Annotated in this window: 16 protein-coding genes and 1 riboswitch; of the genes, 6 read left to right on the top strand and 10 right to left on the bottom strand. The window is 42.0% G+C overall.

Annotation, left to right across the window (positions count from 1 at the left end):
* The first annotated feature begins 26 nt into the window (after window positions 1-26).
* Window positions 27-149, top strand: a riboswitch (TPP riboswitch).
* A 131-nt stretch (window positions 150-280) separates the two neighbouring features.
* Genes thiC through thiH form a run of 6 tightly spaced genes read left to right on the top strand, consistent with a single transcriptional unit; the run spans window position 281 to window position 5,703 of the window.
* Complete coding sequence (thiC, locus tag AACV00_RS07400; RefSeq protein WP_004246916.1) at window positions 281-2,233, top strand: phosphomethylpyrimidine synthase ThiC; 1,953 nt, start codon at window positions 281-283, stop codon at window positions 2,231-2,233.
* A complete protein-coding gene (gene thiE / locus AACV00_RS07395) occupies window positions 2,217-2,864 on the top strand; it encodes a thiamine phosphate synthase (protein WP_017628672.1) in 648 nt (215 codons plus the stop codon). Before thiC ends, thiE begins: the two co-directional genes overlap by 17 nt.
* On the top strand, window positions 2,858-3,607 hold the full coding sequence (locus tag AACV00_RS07390) for a HesA/MoeB/ThiF family protein (protein ID WP_104459785.1): 750 nt from the start codon (window positions 2,858-2,860) through the stop codon (window positions 3,605-3,607). The genes thiE and AACV00_RS07390 overlap by 7 nt, the downstream gene beginning before the upstream one ends.
* On the top strand, window positions 3,604-3,804 hold the full coding sequence (gene thiS / locus AACV00_RS07385) for a sulfur carrier protein ThiS (RefSeq protein ID WP_004250087.1): 201 nt from the start codon (window positions 3,604-3,606) through the stop codon (window positions 3,802-3,804). Before AACV00_RS07390 ends, thiS begins: the two co-directional genes overlap by 4 nt.
* A gap of 1 nt (window position 3,805) precedes the next feature.
* On the top strand, window positions 3,806-4,585 hold the full coding sequence (locus tag AACV00_RS07380; RefSeq protein ID WP_036919213.1) for a thiazole synthase: 780 nt from the start codon (window positions 3,806-3,808) through the stop codon (window positions 4,583-4,585).
* Window positions 4,585-5,703 carry a 2-iminoacetate synthase ThiH gene (thiH, locus tag AACV00_RS07375; RefSeq protein ID WP_004249130.1) on the top strand — a complete coding sequence of 373 codons (1,119 nt, stop codon included), beginning with the start codon at window positions 4,585-4,587 and terminating at the stop codon, window positions 5,701-5,703. Before AACV00_RS07380 ends, thiH begins: the two co-directional genes overlap by 1 nt.
* Before the next feature lie 159 nt (window positions 5,704-5,862).
* On the opposite strand, the gene AACV00_RS07370 is transcribed toward thiH, so the two are convergent.
* The 10 genes from AACV00_RS07370 to tuf form a co-directional block, all read right to left on the bottom strand.
* Window positions 5,863-6,855, bottom strand: a complete 993-nt coding sequence (locus AACV00_RS07370) for an Rpn family recombination-promoting nuclease/putative transposase (RefSeq protein ID WP_004246909.1) — start codon at window positions 6,853-6,855, stop codon at window positions 5,863-5,865.
* 193 nt (window positions 6,856-7,048) lie between these two features.
* Window positions 7,049-11,278 carry a DNA-directed RNA polymerase subunit beta' gene (rpoC, locus tag AACV00_RS07365; RefSeq protein WP_004246908.1) on the bottom strand — a complete coding sequence of 1,410 codons (4,230 nt, stop codon included), beginning with the start codon at window positions 11,276-11,278 and terminating at the stop codon, window positions 7,049-7,051.
* A 122-nt stretch (window positions 11,279-11,400) separates the two neighbouring features.
* Window positions 11,401-15,429: a DNA-directed RNA polymerase subunit beta gene (gene rpoB, locus AACV00_RS07360; protein WP_004246906.1), complete on the bottom strand. Its 4,029-nt coding sequence runs from the start codon at window positions 15,427-15,429 to the stop codon at window positions 11,401-11,403.
* Between the two features lie 352 nt (window positions 15,430-15,781).
* On the bottom strand, window positions 15,782-16,147 hold the full coding sequence (gene rplL / locus AACV00_RS07355; RefSeq protein WP_004246905.1) for a 50S ribosomal protein L7/L12: 366 nt from the start codon (window positions 16,145-16,147) through the stop codon (window positions 15,782-15,784).
* A gap of 63 nt (window positions 16,148-16,210) precedes the next feature.
* Window positions 16,211-16,708, bottom strand: a complete 498-nt coding sequence (gene rplJ, locus AACV00_RS07350; RefSeq protein WP_004246904.1) for a 50S ribosomal protein L10 — start codon at window positions 16,706-16,708, stop codon at window positions 16,211-16,213.
* Between the two features lie 327 nt (window positions 16,709-17,035).
* Complete coding sequence (gene rplA, locus AACV00_RS07345) at window positions 17,036-17,737, bottom strand: 50S ribosomal protein L1 (RefSeq protein WP_004246903.1); 702 nt, start codon at window positions 17,735-17,737, stop codon at window positions 17,036-17,038.
* 4 nt (window positions 17,738-17,741) lie between these two features.
* Window positions 17,742-18,170 carry a 50S ribosomal protein L11 gene (gene rplK, locus AACV00_RS07340; RefSeq protein WP_004246901.1) on the bottom strand — a complete coding sequence of 143 codons (429 nt, stop codon included), beginning with the start codon at window positions 18,168-18,170 and terminating at the stop codon, window positions 17,742-17,744.
* A gap of 145 nt (window positions 18,171-18,315) precedes the next feature.
* A complete protein-coding gene (nusG, locus tag AACV00_RS07335; RefSeq protein ID WP_004246900.1) occupies window positions 18,316-18,861 on the bottom strand; it encodes a transcription termination/antitermination protein NusG in 546 nt (181 codons plus the stop codon).
* Window positions 18,862-18,868: 7 nt separating this feature from the next.
* On the bottom strand, window positions 18,869-19,246 hold the full coding sequence (secE, locus tag AACV00_RS07330; protein ID WP_004246899.1) for a preprotein translocase subunit SecE: 378 nt from the start codon (window positions 19,244-19,246) through the stop codon (window positions 18,869-18,871).
* 272 nt (window positions 19,247-19,518) lie between these two features.
* On the bottom strand, window positions 19,519-20,702 hold a 1,184-nt coding region (tuf, locus tag AACV00_RS07325), incomplete at its 5' end, for an elongation factor Tu (RefSeq protein WP_017627866.1).

Genomic DNA, 20,702 nt, shown 5'->3' with positions numbered 1-20,702 from the left:
TTTTTAAGATCTTTAATATACTGTGGGCATTCTTGTCGGAGTGCCTAGTGTTTATAAGGCTATTTTTAACACAGGCTGAGACCGTTAATTCGGGATCCGCGGAACCTGATCGGGCTAATACCCGCGAAGGGAACAAGAGTCATTCGACCTTTAGATAGCTTCATTGTGTCTATTTTTTACACTCTTATCTGTCGATACTCCCTGCGGCCTCCAGACAAGCATTTTTCTCAATATTCACCCGACAAGCCTTGTGCTTGATTGATATTTATTAGGAAATGCTATGTCCAAAAATCAAACTATCTCTATTAAAGATGTTTCGCCCACTGCGAATAAACAGCGCCCACGTAAAGAACAACGCGATGCAGCGCAATCCTTTATTAGCACTATTCAAGGTATTAATTTTCCCAATTCAAAACGTATTTACATCACTGGTACTCGTTCAGATATTCAAGTGCCAATGCGTGAGATCCAACTTGATAAGACCCTAATCGGTGGCTCAAAAGAAGATCCTATTTTTGAAGAGAATGAACCTATTCCAGTCTATGACACTTCAGGGCCTTATGGTGATCCAACTTCTCAACTTGACGTTAATCTTGGCTTAAAAAAAATTCGCCAACCATGGATTGATGCGCGTAATGATACCGAACCTCTTTCACACTTAAGTTCTGATTTCACTCAACAACGCCTTACTGATGCAGGATTAGAACATCTACGCTTTCCGTTAAAACCCAGCCCTAGAAAAGCGCTAAATAATAAGAGAGTGACGCAATTACATTACGCTCGCAAAGGTATTATTACGCCAGAAATGGAATTTATTGCCATTCGAGAAAATATGGGGCGAGAACGTATTCGTAGCGAAGTATTACGCCAACAACATGCCGGATTTAGCTTTGGTGCACATTTACCTGACAATATTACGCCTGAGTTTGTACGCCAAGAAGTTGCCGCCGGCCGTGCCATTATTCCTGCCAATATTAATCACCCAGAATCTGAGCCGATGATTATTGGCCGTAATTTCTTAGTTAAGGTGAATGCTAATATCGGCAACTCTTCGGTTACCTCATCTATCGAAGAAGAAGTAGAAAAACTGATTTGGTCAACACGTTGGGGGGCCGATACGGTGATGGATCTGTCAACTGGACGTTATATCCACGAAACACGTGAATGGATCATCCGTAATAGCCCAGTCCCTATTGGTACTGTTCCTATTTATCAAGCTCTCGAAAAAGTTAACGGTATTGCAGAAGATCTCACTTGGGAAATGTTCCGTGATACTTTATTAGAACAAGCGGAACAAGGGGTAGATTACTTCACTATCCATGCAGGTGTCCTATTACGCTATGTTCCTATGACCGCAAAACGTTTAACGGGCATTGTCTCTCGTGGTGGATCGATTATGGCAAAGTGGTGTTTATCACACCATAAAGAGAATTTCCTCTATACCCACTTCCGGGAGATTTGTGAAATCTGCACCGCTTATGATGTTTCATTATCATTAGGTGATGGTCTAAGACCTGGCTCTATCCAAGATGCTAACGATGAAGCACAGTTCGCTGAATTACATACCTTGGGTGAATTAACAAAGATTGCTTGGGAATATGATGTACAAGTCATGATTGAAGGCCCAGGTCATGTACCAATGCAGATGATACGTCGCAATATGACGGAAGAACTAGAGCATTGTCATGAAGCCCCCTTCTATACATTAGGCCCTCTAACAACTGATATAGCACCTGGCTACGATCATTTTACTTCCGGTATTGGCGCTGCAATGATTGGCTGGTTTGGCTGTGCCATGCTCTGTTACGTCACTCCGAAAGAGCATCTCGGACTCCCCAATAAAGAAGATGTGAAACAAGGTCTTATTACTTATAAAATCGCCGCCCATGCTGCTGATCTTGCCAAAGGACATCCCGGCGCTCAAATTCGTGATAACGCCATGTCTAAAGCCCGTTTTGAGTTTCGATGGGAAGATCAATTTAATCTAGCACTTGATCCTGAAACTGCCCGTCAATATCACGATGAAACCTTACCTCAAGCATCGGGGAAAGTCGCTCACTTCTGCTCTATGTGTGGACCTAAATTCTGCTCAATGAAGATAACACAAGAAGTGCGTGATTATGCAGCAGGTATGGAGCAAATGTCACAAGCCTTTAAAGCCCATGGTAGCGAACTATACCACAGTGCAGAAATAGCCAGTTCCGAGGTAGCTGATAATGAACAGATCCTCTAATTCGGCTTTTGCCCCAACCGAAAAAAAGTTGGGGCTTTACCCTGTTGTCGATTCTATTGAATGGATTGAGCGCCTGTTGAAAATAGGTGTAACAACGATCCAATTACGCATCAAAGATAAACAGCCCAAAGATGTTGAACAAGATATAATCACTGCAATCAAATTAGGCCGTGAGTATAACGCAAGATTATTTATCAATGATTATTGGCAACTCGCCATTAAACATCACGCTTATGGTGTTCATCTTGGACAAGAAGATCTCGACATTGCCGATCTTGATGCTATTAAACAGTCAGGTTTATGTCTTGGTATTTCCACCCATAATGACACTGAACTACAAAGAGCAAAAAGGTTACTTCCCTCTTATATTGCTTTAGGGCATATATTTCCAACGACGACGAAAGATATGCCATCAAAGCCACAAGGTTTAAGAGCACTCAAACATCAAGTAGAACAAACTCATGATTTTCCAACCGTTGCTATTGGCGGGATCTCTCTAGAAAAAGTCTCTGATGTCGTAGCAACTGGCGTTGGTGGAGTTGCTTTAGTGAGTGCAATAACAAAGGCATCAGACTGGCAACAGGTAACACTTAAATTATTAGAATTAGTAGAGGGAAAACCATCATGCTAAATGATAATGATTTTATGCGTTATAGCCGACAAGTGATGTTAGAAGATATAGGCTTAGAAGGGCAAACCAAAATACAGCAAGCCAGAGTATTAATTATTGGCTTAGGTGGGTTAGGCTCTCCAGCATCACTTTATCTAGCAGGTGCAGGAGTGGGTGAACTTATTTTAGTCGATGATGATAATTTGCATGTCTCGAATTTACAGCGTCAAATTCTCTATCGCACTCAAGATATCCCGGATGCAAAATCAGACATCGCCAAACAGGCTCTACTTGCCTTAAATCCTGACATTAAAATCACCACCTATAAACAACGTGTTAATGATGATTTTCTCTCTACGTTGCTTCAAAACATCGATTTAGTTTTAGATTGCACTGATAACATGAGCACTCGCCAAGCAATCAATCGTATCTGTGTTAAACAACAAATACCGCTTATTAGTGGCAGTGCCGTTGGATTTAGTGGTCAGTTGATCGTGTTTGAGCCCCCTTTTATGCATGGTTGTTACCACTGTCTCTATCCTGATAACAAAGAGCCACAACGCAATTGCCAAACAGCTGGAATTCTAGGCCCCGTTGTAGGGGTCATTGGTACTCTGCAGGCACTTGAAGCAATTAAGTTACTTGCAGGTTTACCAAGTACGTTAAGTGGAAAACTACGTCTGTTCGATGGTAGAAAACAAAATTGGAGCACCTTGCGCTTAACACCATCAAAAAACTGTCCTGTTTGTCGAGGGTTAGCATGAATATTACCGTAAATGACGAACGTTATTCTCTGGATATGCCTGTCACGATAAGCCAGCTCCTTATTGAGTTAAAACAACCCTCTATGGGGGTGGCACTCGCTATCAACGACATCATTATTCCGCGTGAAAACTGGAATACACAAATGATCAATGAGGGTGACACAATTCTTCTCTTTCAAGCAATTGCGGGAGGCTGATATGTTGAAAATTGCTGATACTACATTCACATCAAGGTTATTTACTGGTACAGGTAAATTTGCGACACCAACACTCATGGCTGAAGCCATTAAAGCCTCTGGTAGCCAATTAGTCACAATGGCAATGAAGCGTGTTGATTTAAAAAATGGCAATGATGATCTAATCGCCCCTCTTAAATCATTAGGGGTAAAATTATTACCTAATACTTCTGGTGCAAAAACAGCACAAGAAGCCGTTTTTGCTGCACGATTAGCAAAAGAGGCCTTTGATACCCATTGGATCAAATTAGAAATTCATCCTGATACCAAATACCTACTTCCAGATCCAATAGAAACACTTAAGGCGGCTGAACTTCTCGTTAAAGAAGGTTTTGTGGTTTTACCTTATTGCAGTGCTGATCCGGTATTATGCCGTCGCTTAGAAGAGGTAGGATGCGCAGCTGTAATGCCGTTAGGTTCACCTATTGGTTCCAATCAGGGTTTACAAACTCGCGATTTTTTGCGGATTATTATTGAACAAACCTCAATACCCGTTGTTGTTGACGCTGGTATTGGCGCACCAAGCCATGCTCTTGAAGCTTTAGAATTGGGTGCGGATGCTGTACTCGTCAATACCGCCATAGCCGTAGCTAAAAATCCAGTTTTAATGGCTCAAGCTTTTAAAGCTGCAATTGATGCTGGAGAGCTTACTCGACAATCTGGACTGGCTGTACCGACTGCAATAACACATATGCAAGCACAAGCCTCTAGCCCATTAACCCAATATTTAGAGGCTTTCTAATGAAAACATTTTCTGATTATTGGCAACAATTAGATTGGGATGACATCACGTTAAGACTGAATAGTAAAACTTGTGAAGATGTTGAAACTGCTTTATCTCATCATACTTTAACTCTTGATGATTTTATGGCGCTGATCTCCCCAGCTGGCCGACATTATTTAGAACCAATGGCACAACGAGCCCAGCAACTAACTCGACAACGTTTTGGTAATGTTGTCGGTTTATATGTTCCACTATACCTCTCTAATTTATGTGCTAATGATTGCACTTATTGTGGTTTTTCAATGAGTAATGCCATCAAGCGCAAAACATTAAATGAAGACGAAATCCTTGCTGAATGTCATAGCATTCGGCAATTAGGTTTTGATAGCCTGCTACTCGTTACAGGAGAGCATCAAAGAAAAGTTGGTATGGATTATTTCCGTCAATATATACCGCTTATTCGCCAGCAGTTCAGTTTATTAATGATGGAAGTACAACCTCTGGCGACAAATGAGTACGCTGAATTAAAAACGCTCGGTATTGATGGTGTAATGGTTTATCAAGAAACCTATCATGAACCCACTTATCAGTTGCATCATCTAAGAGGAAAAAAACAAGATTTTCATTGGCGGTTACAAACCCCTGATAGATTAGGGCAAGCCGGCATTGATAAAATTGGTTTAGGTGCACTAATTGGTTTATCTGACAGATGGCGTACCGATTGTTATATGGTGGCTGAGCATCTGCTATTTTTACAAAAACGTTACTGGAAAAGTCGTTACTCTATCTCCTTTCCTCGTCTACGCCCATGTGCTGGTGGGCTTAATCCTGCATCGGTAATGAGTGAAGCAGAATTAGTTCAGTTGATTTGTGCTTTTCGTATTTTAGCCCCCGATGTTGAGCTTTCCCTTTCAACACGTGAATCGCCTTACTTTCGCGATAATACAGTACCTTTAGCCATCAATAATATCAGCGCTGGCTCTAAAACTCAGCCCGGTGGTTATTCTGATAGTCATGAGGAGTTAGAGCAATTTTCACCTAATGATAATCGTCATGTCAGTGATGTAATTAATGCCCTCAAAACACGAGGATTACAGCCTGTATGGAAAGATTGGGATAACTATTTAGGTCGTTAATAGAGATAAAATAATACCGCGTTTTAATTTATTTTTTTTAATAAATATAATCGCGGTTTTATTACATAACACATAGTAATAAATAATTAAAAATAATATCAATACGTTAGATATAACAATAAATTTTTCTTAAAAAGATTAAGTTAACTAACTATTTCATTAAGTTAAAAGCAATATTTTAAGTTCTTGTATACTTAAACCAGTTATTCGTTCAATAAATTCCAACTCAACATTTTCTTTTAATAAGTTTTTTGCTAATTGTATTTGTACTATCTTTTTACCTATTTCTATACCTTCGTTTTTACCTATCTCTATACCTTCGTTTTTACCTATCTCTATACCTTCATTTTTACCTATCTCTATCCCCTCCATTTTTCCTAATTTAAATCCTTTATTTTCTAACCGCCATGCAATATTCATAATCGTCTCTCTATGGTTATCTACTTGTTCAGCTATCTTATTTATGATGGATTCAAAATCCGCCGCGTCCATAATTGAGAATAAATATTGTACAACAGCGATAGTGTCTTCATCACTGCAGTTTTTCTGATTTATCGCTTTTGAGAGAAGCATCGCTAACTTATCAAGATCATCGCAACTGTTCACATGTTTCATTGCAATTTCCATTACAGCGGCTTTTCTATGTGTTAATAAAATTTCATCATCAATTGAATTCAAATCAATTAATGCAAAATTATTAAGATAGAGTTGATTTGCCAATGTAGAAAGCGGAAAACAATCTAACCAATTGACAGAAAAAGGATAAGGTTTGCGTTTGCCATGATAAAACAAGATAGGAACAACCAACGGCAAAGATGTGTAACCTTGCTGTAGATGCTGATTCATCGTGCAAAACGCATAGTGCATCATACGCCAAGCGATCATTTTATCTGGTCGAGATTGGTGCTCAATTAAGAAATAAATTGAGATATTCCCCTTTTTGGTTTTCACTGAGTAGAGAATATCTGACATACGAGAACGTAATTTAATATCGATAAAAGAGGAATTTTGTAGCTTTAAAGTTGAAAAATCACAATAGCTTTTTAATTCGTCTGATAAATGGATAAAAAAGAAATCCTTAGCATTACTAATATTCATCATGAAGCGTTTGAATGCAGCATCATGAGAAGAAATTAAAAGAGGTTTATTCATCGCTGACTCCGTGCTAAATGTGGACCGCCAGCTTACAGAAAAAAATGACCTTTTACTTAGTAAAAATTTATCATAAATGTCTGAAAAATATAAACTTAATTATTTAACTTACCTATACAAGTATAAAAAGAGCAAAAAAATACCCTCGATAACTATCGAGGGTATTTATATTTAATAACTAATGCAGTATCAATTAGTTATTTGATGAACCGCCGAAACCCGCATTCAGCAATTCTGCTAAGTTAGCAGAAGCTTCATCTGCACTAATTGTTGCTTCAGTTTCATCCGTTGGCAGTTGTTGTTGACGACGTTGGATACGATCCTGATGGTACGCAAAACCAGTACCTGCAGGGATCAGACGACCCACAATAACGTTTTCTTTTAAACCACGTAATTCGTCACGTTTACCTGCAACAGCAGCTTCAGTCAGTACGCGTGTTGTTTCTTGGAACGATGCCGCAGAGATGAAAGACTCAGTAGCCAGTGATGCTTTCGTAATACCTAATAGGTCACGAGAGTATGTTGCTGGTACTTTACCTTCTTCCTCTAAAATACGGTTCGAAACTTTAACACGAGCGTATTCAACTTGTTCACCTTCAAGGAATTCAGAACTACCGGCATTTTCGATAGTCACTTTACGTAGCATCTGACGAACGATAACTTCGATGTGTTTATCGTTAATCTTAACCCCTTGTAAACGGTAAACTTCCTGTACTTCATTAGTGATATAGCGAGTAACCGCATGAACACCACGTAAGCGCAGAATGTCATGTGGTGATTCTGGACCATCGGAGATAACATCACCGCGTTCCACAACCTCACCTTCAAATACGTTAAGTTGACGCCATTTAGGGATCATCTCTTCGTATGCATCGCTGCCATCTAATGGAGAAATAACTAAGCGACGTTTACCTTTCGTTTCTTTACCGAAAGAAACAATACCGCTGATTTCAGCAAGGATTGCAGGCTCTTTCGGACGACGAGCTTCAAACAAGTCAGCAACGCGTGGTAGACCACCGGTAATATCTTTAGTACCACCAGATTCTTGAGGAATACGTGCTAACGTATCACCCGCATTAATAGCAACACCATCATCTAATTGAACGATAGCTTTACCTGGCAGGAAGTACTGTGCCGGCATATCTGTATTCGGGATTAATACATCATTACCTTGTGCATCGGTGATGCGCAATGCTGGACGTAAATCTTTACCGCTACCAGTACGCTCTGCAGTATCCAGAACAACCAGTGAAGAAAGACCGGTTAATTCATCCGTTTGACGAGTAATGGTTTGACCATCAACCATATCAGCAAAACGGATAATACCAGAAACCTCACTCACCACAGGCATGGTATGTGGATCCCAGTTAGCAACTGTTTCGCCACCGTTGACAGCTTCGCCATCACCTTTCGATAATTGAGCACCGTAAGGTACTTTATAGCTTTCTTTCGTACGACCGAATTCGTCAATCAGACGTAATTCTGTATTACGAGAAGTAATCACTAACTTACCAGCAGTGTTGGTGATAAATTTCGCATTGATCAATTTCAGAGTACCTTTATTACGTACCTGAATGCTTGATTCTGCTGCCGCACGGGATGCCGCACCACCGATGTGGAACGTACGCATCGTTAACTGTGTACCAGGCTCACCGATTGACTGTGCTGCGATAACACCGATAGCTTCACCTTTGTTGATGATATGACCACGAGCAAGGTCACGACCATAACATTTAGCACATACACCAAAGTCTGTGTCACAGGTTACAACTGAACGAACTTTAACGCTGTCTACTGAGTTTTCTTCTAACAGATCACACAGTTTTTCGTTTAACAGCGTATTACGTGGAACAAGGATATCTGCAGTACCTGGTTTCAGGATATCTTCTGCCGTTACCCGTCCTAATACACGCTCACGCAGTGGCTCTTTAACATCTCCACCTTCAATGACCGGAGTCATCATTACACCTTCGGTTGTACCACAGTCGCTTTCTGTTACGACAAGGTCTTGTGCAACGTCAACTAAACGACGAGTCAAGTAACCGGAGTTTGCTGTTTTCAGTGCGGTATCCGCCAAACCTTTACGAGCACCGTGGGTTGAGATGAAGTACTGGAGTACGTTCAGACCTTCACGGAAGTTCGCAGTGATTGGGGTTTCGATAATGGAGCCATCTGGCTTAGCCATCAGACCACGCATACCCGCTAACTGACGGATCTGAGCTGCAGAACCACGAGCACCGGAGTCAGCCATCATAAAGATGCTGTTGAAGGAAACTTGTTGTTCTTCTTCACCATCACGGTTGATCACAGTTTCTGTAGACAGATTTTCCATCATCGCTTTAGCGACGCGTTCATTCGCAGCAGCCCAAATATCGATGACTTTGTTGTAACGTTCACCCGCTGTTACCAGACCGGATTGGAACTGTTCCTGAATTTCTGCAACTTCTGCTTCTGCCTCGGCAATGATCTCTGCTTTTTTCGCAGGGATAACCATGTCATCGATACCTACTGAAGCACCAGAACGTGCTGCGTAAGCAAAACCGGTATACATGATTTGGTCAGCAAAAATAACTGTTGGCTTTAAGCCCATTACGCGGTAGCAGGTATTCAGCATTTTAGAAATAGCTTTTTTACCTAATGGTTGGTTAACCAGTGCGTAAGGTAGGCCTTTTGGTACAATCATCCATAAAATAGCACGACCAACTGTAGTGTCTTTTAAGCTAGTTTCAGTGGTGATATTACCTTCGCCATCTTTGATCTCTTCAGTGATACGTACTTTAACACGCGCGTGTAAAGAGGCTAAACCTGCGCGATAAACGCGTTCAGCTTCTTTTGGACCACTTAACACCATGCCTTCACCTTTGGCATTGATGCAATCACGAGTCATGTAGTAAAGACCTAATACCACGTCCTGTGAAGGAACGATAATTGGGTCACCACTTGCTGGAGACAGAATATTGTTAGTTGACATCATCAACGCGCGAGCTTCTAACTGCGCTTCTAATGTCAATGGAACGTGAACCGCCATTTGGTCACCATCGAAGTCGGCGTTATATGCCGCACAAACGAGTGGGTGTAACTGAATAGCTTTACCTTCAATCAGGATTGGTTCAAACGCCTGTATACCTAAACGGTGAAGTGTCGGTGCACGGTTTAGCATAACTGGGTGTTCACGGATAACTTCATCTAAGATATCCCAAACTACCGCTTCTTCACGCTCAACCATTTTTTTAGCGGCTTTAATTGTTGTCGCTAAACCACGGGTTTCCAGTTTTCCGTAAATAAATGGTTTGAATAATTCAAGTGCCATTTTTTTCGGCAGACCACACTGATGCAGACGCAGGTATGGACCAACGGTGATTACAGAACGACCAGAATAGTCAACACGTTTACCTAACAGGTTTTGACGGAAACGACCTTGTTTACCTTTGATCATATCAGCCAAAGATTTCAGAGGACGTTTGTTAGAGCCTGTAATTGCACGACCGCGACGACCGTTATCTAATAACGCATCAACAGACTCTTGTAACATACGTTTTTCGTTACGTACGATAATGTCTGGAGCTGCTAAATCTAGCAGGCGTTTTAAACGGTTATTACGGTTGATAACGCGACGATATAAATCGTTCAAGTCAGAAGTCGCAAAACGACCACCATCAAGTGGAACCAGTGGACGTAAGTCTGGTGGTAACACTGGCAGTACAGTTAAGATCATCCACTCAGGTTTATTGCCTGATTGCATGAATGCTTCAAGTAACTTGATACGTTTAGTCAGTTTCTTACGTTTAGTTTCAGAGTTAGTCTCATTTAACTCTTCACGCAGCGTTTCACACTCTTGTTCCAGATCCATGCTCTGTAACAAGTTCTGAACAGCTTCAGCACCCATCTTCGCATCAAATTCATCACCGAATTCTTCTAATGCATCGAGGTATTGCTCTTCTGTTAAGATTTGGCCACGTTCAAGGCTGGTCATACCACCTTCAACAACAACATAAGATTCAAAATACAGTACACGTTCAATATCGCGCAGTGGCATATCCAACAGCAGACCGATACGGGACGGCAGTGATTTCAAGAACCAGATGTGCGCCACTGGAGAAGCTAATTCGATGTGACCCATACGTTCACGACGAACTTTAGTTTGTGTGACTTCAACGCCACACTTCTCACAGATAACACCACGGTGTTTTAAACGTTTGTATTTACCACACAAACATTCGTAATCTTTTACTGGTCCGAAAATACGGGCACAGAAAAGGCCGTCACGTTCTGGTTTGAACGTACGGTAGTTAATTGTTTCTGGCTTTTTAACTTCACCAAATGACCATGAACGGATCATATCAGGTGATGCCAGAGCAATTTTGATCGCATCAAACTCTTCGGTCTTGGTTTGCGCTTTCAGAAACTTTAATAAGTCTTTCACGAAATGGCTCCTGTCGGAGTTAGACCTGCCAGGCAAATGACCCCTGTCATTCACCCCTTTAAACCAGTGTAGTCACTGTTTAGCAGACTGCCATATTTAGCAGTCTGCTTTCATGGAATACGTTATTCGTCTTCCAATTCGATGTTGATACCCAGTGAACGGATCTCTTTCAACAATACGTTGAACGACTCAGGCATACCTGGTTCCATCTGATGGTTACCATCAACAATGTTTTTGTACATTTTGGTACGACCGTTAACGTCATCCGACTTAACAGTAAGCATTTCTTGTAGCGTGTAAGCCGCACCGTATGCTTCCAGTGCCCATACTTCCATCTCCCCGAAACGCTGTCCACCAAACTGTGCTTTACCACCAAGAGGTTGCTGAGTAACTAAGCTGTACGAACCGGTAGAACGGGCGTGCATCTTGTCATCAACTAAGTGGTTCAGTTTCAGCATGTACATGTAACCTACAGTTACTGGACGTTCGAATTGTTCACCTGTACGACCATCGAAAAGTGTAATCTGACCAGAAGTTGGAAGATCTGCTAATTTCAGCATCTCTTTAATTTCCATCTCTTCTGCACCATCGAACACAGGTGTTGCAGTTGGCATACCTTTTTTCAGGTTTTCAGCCAAACGTAACACTTCTTCATCACTGAAGGTGTCCAAATCAACTTTCTGACGAGGTGCCATACCCAGATCATAAGCTTTCTGGATAAATTCACGTAACTTAGCCACTTCTTGTTGCTGTTTCAGCATCGCATTGATTTTATCACCGATACCTTTAGCAGCCATACCCAAGTGAGTTTCAAGGATCTGACCAATGTTCATACGTGATGGTACACCCAGTGGGTTCAGTACGAGGTCAACAGGATTACCGTTTTCATCGTATGGCATGTCTTCAATTGGGTTAATCTTAGAGATAACACCCTTGTTACCATGACGACCCGCCATCTTATCACCAGGTTGGATCTGACGTTTAACAGCCAGATAAACCTTAACAATCTTCAATACACCCGGTGCTAAATCATCACCTTGAGTGATCTTACGACGCTTAGCTTCCAGTTTCTTCGCGAATTCAGCTTTCAGTTCATCATACTGTTCAGCTAATTGTTCTAACTGGTTTTGCTTCTCTTCATCAGCAAGACCCAGTTCTAACCAACGTTCACGAGGTAGTTTATCTAATTTGTCAGCTTCAATACCGCCGGCAATCAGAACGCCACGAATACGTGCAAAAAGACCCGCTTCAAAGATACGTAACTCTTCTGTTAAGTCTTTTTTAACTTCACGTAATTGCGATTCTTCGATTTCTAATGCACGTTTGTCTTTTTCTACGCCATCACGGGTGAAGACTTGTACATCAATAACTGTACCAGACACACCGTTAGGAACACGCAGAGAAGAATCTTTAACATCAGATGCTTTTTCACCGAAGATAGCACGTAGCAGTTTCTCTTCTGGAGTCAGTTGAGTTTCACCTTTCGGTGTTACTTTACCTACCAGAATATCACCGCCTTTCACTTCAGCACCGATATAAACGATACCTGATTCATCCAGTTTAGATAACGCAGCTTCACCAACATTAGGAATATCTGCAGTGATCTCTTCAGGCCCTAACTTAGTATCACGAGACACACAAGCAAGTTCTTGAATATGGATAGTTGTGAAACGGTCTTCTTGAACAACACGCTCAGATACAAGGATGGAGTCCTCGTAGTTATAACCATTCCATGGCATAAATGCCACACGCATGTTTTGACCTAATGCAAGTTCACCAAGGTCTGTTGATGGACCATCGGCAAGTACATCACCACGTTCAACAGGTTCACCTAAAGAAACACAAGGTGTTTGGTTAATACATGTGTTTTGGTTAGAGCGGGTATATTTAGTTAAGCTGTAAATATCAATGCCTGCTTCACCAGCATAAGTCTCATCTTCGTTTACTTTGATAACGATACGAGAAGCATCAACATACTGAACAGTACCACCACGTTTTGCTACCGCAGTAACACCGGAGTCAACCGCTACAGCACGTTCCATACCTGTACCTACCAGTGGTTTATCACCACGAAGTGTAGGAACAGCCTGACGTTGCATGTTCGCACCCATCAATGCACGGTTGGCGTCATCGTGTTCAAGGAATGGGATCAGTGAAGCACCGACAGAAACAACCTGTTGAGTTGAAACGTCCATGTACTGAACTTGATCACGACTAAATAAACTTGACTCACCTTTATGACGGCAAGTTACTAATTCTTCTACGAAGTGGCCATCATCATCTAATACGGAGTTAGCCTGAGCAATGATGAAGTTACCTTCTTCAATTGCAGACAGATAGTGGATTTCATCTGTTACAGCGTTGTTTTCTACAACACGGTAAGGCGTTTCTAAGAATCCGTACTCGTTAGTCTGTGCATAAACAGATAATGAGTTAATCAGACCGATATTTGGACCTTCAGGTGTTTCGATTGGACACACACGACCATAGTGAGTTGGGTGTACGTCTCGAACTTCGAAGCCTGCACGTTCACGAGTCAGACCACCAGGGCCTAATGCAGAAATACGACGTTTATGGGTAATTTCTGACAGCGGGTTATTCTGATCCATAAACTGCGATAACTGGCTAGAGCCAAAGAACTCTTTAACTGCAGCAGAAATCGGTTTTGCATTGATCATATCTTGTGGCATTAATGCATCAAGATCACCTAAAGATAGACGCTCTTTAACTGCACGCTCAACACGCACCAGACCAACACGGAATTGGTTTTCAGCCATTTCGCCAACAGAACGAATACGACGGTTACCTAAGTGGTCGATATCATCCACTTCACCTTTACCATTACGGATATCAATCAGTTTTTTCATCACTTCAATGATATCTTCTTGGCTTAAGATGCCAGAACCTTCAACTTCTTCGCGACCTAAAGAGCGGTTGAACTTCATGCGACCAACCGCAGAGAGATCATAACGATCTTCTGAGAAGAATAAGTTCTCAAATAAGTTTTCTGCCGCTTCGCGAGTTGGTGGTTCACCAGGACGCATCATGCGATAGATTTCAACTAATGCGCTTAAACGATCGTTGGTAGGATCGACGCGGATAGTTTCTGAAATATAAGCACCATGATCTAAATCGTTGGTAAACAGTGTTTCGATGGTTTTATGACCAGCTTGACTTAAGCGAGCTAACACATCTAAAGAGATTTCCATGTTAGCAGCACAAATCAATTCACCTGTCGCTTCATCAATATAGTCACGAGCCACTACTTTACCTGCGATGTATTCAACAGGTACTTCGATGCGCTCAATTTGTTCTTTTTCTAACTGACGAATATGACGAGCAGTAATACGGCGACCTTTTTCGACATAAACTTTGCCGTTTGCTTCAATATCAAATGAAGCTGTTTCACCACGCAGACGCTCAGGAACTAACGTCATCATCAGTTTATTATTACTGATTTCAAACGTTGTTTTCTCGAAGAACAGATTTAAGATGTCTTCGGTGCTGTAGTTCATTGCGCGTAAAATGATAGTCGCTGGTAATTTACGACGACGGTCAATACGGACAAAAAGATTATCTTTAGGGTCGAATTCGAAGTCTAACCATGAACCACGATAAGGAATAATACGTGCGTTATACAGTACTTTACCTGAAGAGTGCGTTTTACCTTTATCGCTATCAAAGAACACACCAGGGCTACGATGTAACTGGGACACAATAACACGCTCAGTACCATTGATAACAAAAGTACCATTATCGGTCATTAATGGGATTTCACCCATATAGACTTCTTGTTCTTTGATGTCTTTAACGGTGCCTTCTGGGGCTTCACGTTCATAAATGACCAGACGCAGTTTTACACGTAATGGTGCAGAATAAGTTACACCACGGATCTGACATTCTTTAACATCAAAAACAGGCTCGCCAAGGCGGTAGCTGACATATTGCAGTTCAGCATTGCCGCTGTAGCTTTGGATTGGAAATACGGAACGGAAAGCCGCTTCCAGCCCATTTTGACCATCAGGATCTTGCTCGATAAACTTCTGGAACGAGTCAAGTTGGATAGAAAGGAGATAGGGAACATCCAGAACTTGTGGACGTTTACCAAAATCCTTACGAATACGTTTTTTCTCGGTATAGGAGTAAACCATAGGGTTCCTCAGCTCGCTGAAAAGTGACCCACTCTGCCTGCCCTTGTTATTAAGGGTGACACGACATTCATCTAACACTGTTTTTTTGTAGGTAGGAAAATAGAATTTTCCATAATACTTATTGCTATTACTCTTAAATCATTTCATTGCATTGCGCACACTACCGAGCTTTTGGAAAAACGTGGATCGTAGTGGCTAACACAGTATATTAAGTCGTCAATAGCAAAAAATATTGAGGTAAAGAGGAAGCCAAAAAAGTGTGAAAAAGCTACTCTTACCTTACAGCGCAAAAAGGCTGGTGACCAAAAAATCACCAGCCATCAGCCGTTAGGCTGCTCTCTGGGAAGTTAAATTACTTAACTTCAACCTCAGCACCTGCTTCTTCCAGAGCTTTCTTCAGAGCTTCAGCATCATCTTTGCTTACGCCTTCTTTCAGAGCTGCTGGAGCAGATTCTACTAAGTCTTTAGCTTCTTTCAGACCAAGACCGGTAGCGCCACGTACTGCTTTGATTACTGCTACTTTGTTACCGCCGATACCTTTCAGGATAACGTCGAATTCAGTTTTTTCTTCAGCAGCTTCTGCTGGACCCGCAGCAACAGCAACAGCTGCAGCAGCAGATACACCGAATTTTTCTTCCATCATAGTGATCAGTTCAACAACGTCCATTACAGACATTTCAGCAACTGCATTTAAGATATCGTCTTTAGAGATAGACATAACAATTGTTCCTAAAATTCAGAAAAAGTTTATACGTAGTAAAGCAACGAAGGAAATTGGCTATTAAGCAGCTTCTTTCTGATCGCGCAGTGCAGCCAGAGTACGAACCAGTTTGCCGGCAGCGGCTTCTTTCATGGTTGACATCAGGCGTGCGATTGCTTCTTCGTAAGTTGGTAGTGTAGCCAGGCGATCAATGTTTGAACCTGGGATAAACTCACCTTCAAAGGCAGCCGCTTTAATCTCGAATGCTGGGTTCGCTTTCGCGAAATCTTTGAACAGACGAGCTGCAGCGCCCGGGTGTTCAGAAGAGAAAGCAATCAAGGTAGGACCAACAAATGCGTCTTTCAGCACTTCATAAGAAGTACCTTCAACAGCGCGACGTAGCAATGTGTTACGTACTACACGTACAGTAACACCAGCTTCACGACATGCTTTACGCAGTTCAGTCATTTTATCTACAGTTACACCACGGGAATCCGCAACAACTGCAGACAGCGCGCCTTTGGCAACTTCGCTGACTTCAGCAACAATCGCTTGTTTGTCTTGAAGATTTAGTGCCATTAGCTTCTTGCTCCTGGATTAACCGAGTAAAAACTCGGGACTCACATCACTTATTGCCACAATGGAAATAAGCGCTAAAACACGGTGAGCAGAATCCAGAATATAAAATTCTTTTTGGCTCTCTCACCGTCTACGCAGGAAAATTAAGTAATTACTTACACCTGCGGTCTTGGACGGGGTCTGGATAGGCCAGACTCCAACCGAATTTGGGAATTTAGTTATGTTGACTCACATTCAAAATACAACATAGCTAAACTCAAGGCGTCAAATTCTATACAAATTTGACGCCAAGGTAAAGTCTTTTATGACTTTTAGTCTAATCGAGGATTAAACTGTCGCGCTTAAGCTTGCTTGATCAATAGCAACACCTGCACCCATAGTGGTAGACAGGCTTACTTTCTTGATATAAACGCCTTTAGCTGAAGATGGTTTTGCTTTTTTCAGCGCAACCAGCAGAGCTTCTAAGTTTTCTTTCAACTGAGCTTCGTTGAAATCAACTTTACCGATAGTGGTATGGATAATACCATTTTTGTCGTTACGGTAACGAACCTGACCAGCTTTAGCATTTTTAACAGCTTCAGCAACGTTAGGTGTTACAGTACCCACTTTCGGGTTTGGCATTAAACCGCGTGGACCAAGGATTTGGCCTAATTGACCAACAACGCGCATTGCATCTGGAGATGCAATTACAACGTCAAAGTCCATTTCGCCAGCTTTAACTTTAGCAGCTAAGTCATCCATACCGACTAATTCTGCACCAGCTTCTTTAGCAGCTTCTGCATTTGCACCTTGTGCGAATACAGCAACGCGAACTGAACGACCAGTACCGTGTGGCAGAACAGTAGCACCACGAACGTTTTGGTCTGATTTACGGGCATCGATGCCGAGGTTAACAGCAACATCAACACTTTCAACAAATTTAGCTGTAGCTAACTCTTTCAATAAAGCAACTGCTTCATTGATTTCGTACTGTTTCACTACATCTACTTTTTCACGGATATTGCGCATGCGCTTGGTTAGTTTAGCCATCAGATTAGTCCTCCACTACCAGGCCCATGGAACGAGCAGTACCTTCAATTGAACGCATCATAGCTTCAACATCAGCACCAGTCAGATCCGCAGCTTTAGTTTCTGCAATTTCACGAACTTGAGCAGTAGTTACTTTACCTACTTTCTCTTTGTTCGGTTTGCCAGAACCTGATTTCACGCCCGCCGCTTTCTTCAGCAGAATCGCTGCTGGAGGAGTTTTAGTAACGAAAGTGAAAGAACGGTCTGCGTAAACTGTAATAACAACAGGGATCGGTAAACCTTTTTCTACGCTTTCAGTTTTAGCGTTGAATGCTTTACAGAATTCCATGATGTTAACACCTTGTTGACCCAGAGCTGGACCAACTGGTGGACTTGGATTAGCCATACCTGCTGCAACTTGCAGTTTGATATAGGCTTGGACTTTCTTAGCCATTAATTAATTCCTCAATGTGGGTATATCGCCCGGCTAGGGCTCCCCGATTTACTTTGCTTTGTCTCATGACAAAACAACTCAAAACGAAAGGTGGAAAATTGTAGTGAACTTTTCCACCTTTTGCAAGAAAGGCGAGTAAAAAGGTTTAACCTTTTTCAACCTGACTAAAGTCTAATTCCACTGGGGTCGCACGACCAAAGATAGAAACAGACACTTTCAGGCGACTTTTCTCGTAATCAACTTCTTCAACAACACCGTTAAAGTCAGCAAATGGACCATCACTAACACGAACCATTTCACCTGGTTCAAACAGTGTTTTAGGACGTGGTTTGTCACCAACTTGTTGTAGACGATTCATGATCGCATCAACTTCTTTATCACTAATTGGTGCAGGTCTGTCTGAAGTACCGCCAATAAAACCCATGACTCTTGGCACATTACGCACAAGATGCCAAGTTGCATCATTCATGACCATTTGGACAAGAACATAGCCTGGGAAAAATTTACGCTCACTTTTACGGCGCTGTCCGCTACGGATCTCAACAACTTCTTCTGTTGGAACCATAACTTCGCCAAATGAGTCTTCCATTTCGTTTAATTTGATATGTTCACGCAGAGACTGTGCTACACGGCCTTCGAAGCCTGAAAAGGCTTGAATAACATACCAGCGTTTTTTAGGAGAATCAGTCATGAACACCTCACAGGCCAGTAATAAATGAAACTAAACGAACCAGAATGCCATCCAGTCCCCAAAGAACCAATGACACAATAGCCGTCACCGCAGCAACGATTAATGTTGTCTGCAATGTTTCTTGACGCGTTGGCCATACTACCTTACGCATTTCAATTCGAGCTTCGCGAGCAAATGCTAGTGTTGCTTTACCTTGTGTTGTCCACAACGCAACTCCGCCCGCAGCCGCGAACAGAATAACAACCGCTAAAGCCCGCAACGCAAGGTTAAATTCACGATAAAGATAGTTGCCACCCACTGCTACTACCAGCAATAAGACGGTAATGATCCACTTAGCGATATCACCACCGCGTTTGCTATCTTGAGCTCCGCTATTCGCACTCATAAATTAACCTGTCCATATGATGTAAATAAATAGCCAGCTTGCCTCGCAAGAGCAAAACAAATCAGACTAACCATAAATAAACTATGATTGCATCTGACACAGCGTCATATCTCTATGACATTCGTATCTGCAAGATACTGGACTCAATTCGTTGTATCAGAGCCTATCTCACCAATAATTTCCAGAAAACTAGTGATGAGATAGGTTCTTTTTCAAACAACGCATAAAAAGGGCATCAATTGATGCCCTTCTTTAGGAAAATTACCGAGTAATTAACCTAATACTTTAGCAACAACACCCGCACCTACTGTACGGCCACCTTCACGGATTGCGAAGCGTAAACCTTCGTCCATTGCGATTGGGTGGATCAGTTCAACGATCATGTTCACGTTGTCGCCTGGCATTACCATTTCTACGCCTTCTGGTAATTCGATAGTACCAGTTACGTCAGTTGTACGGAAGTAGAACTGTGGACGGTAGCCTTTGAAGAATGGAGTGTGACGACCACCTTCATCTTTGCTCAGAATATAAACTTCTGATTCAAATTTGTTGTGTGGGTTGATTGAACCTGGTTTCGCCAGTACTTGTCCACGTTCGATTTCTTCACGTTTTGTACCACGCAGCAGAACACCTACGTTCTCACCTGCACGACCTTCGTCAAGTAATTTACGGAACATTTCAACGCCAGTACAAGTTGTTTTTGCGGTTTCTTTGATACCAACAATCTCAACTTCATCACCTACTTTGATGATACCACGCTCTACACGACCAGTAACTACTGTACCACGGCCTGAGATTGAGAATACATCTTCGATTGGTAACAGGAATGGTTTGTCAATTGCACGCTCTGGCTCTGGGATATAAGAATCCAGTGCTTCTGCTAATTCAACAATTTTTGCTTCCCACTCTGCTTCGCCTTCCAGTGCTTTCAGCGCTGAACCACGGATTACTGGAGTGTCATCACCTGGGAAATCGTATTGAGACAGAAGTTCACGAACTTCCATTTCAACTAATTCTAACAGCTCTTCATCATCTACCATGTCACATTTGTTCAGGAATACGATGATGTAAGGAACACCAACCTGACGACCTAACAGGATGTGCTCACGAGTTTGTGGCATTGGACCATCAGTTGCTGCTACTACCAGAATAGCTCCGTCCATTTGCGCAGCACCAGTGATCATGTTTTTAACATAGTCGGCGTGACCTGGGCAGTCTACGTGTGCGTAGTGGCGAGTTGGAGTATCGTATTCTACGTGTGAAGTAGAGATGGTGATACCACGCGCTTTTTCTTCTGGCGCATTATCGATTTGGTCGAATGCACGAGCAGCACCACCGTAAGTTTTAGCTAAAACTGTAGTGATTGCAGCAGTCAGAGTTGTTTTACCATGGTCAACGTGGCCGATAGTACCAACGTTAACGTGCGGTTTTGAACGTTCAAATTTTTCTTTAGACA

It is taken from the genome of Proteus sp. G3927 (assembly GCF_963894685.1).
In the GTDB taxonomy this organism is placed as follows: domain Bacteria; phylum Pseudomonadota; class Gammaproteobacteria; order Enterobacterales; family Enterobacteriaceae; genus Proteus; species Proteus mirabilis.
Note: the sequence above shows the minus strand (reverse complement) of the source record. Positions and strands in the feature narration are given on the sequence as shown.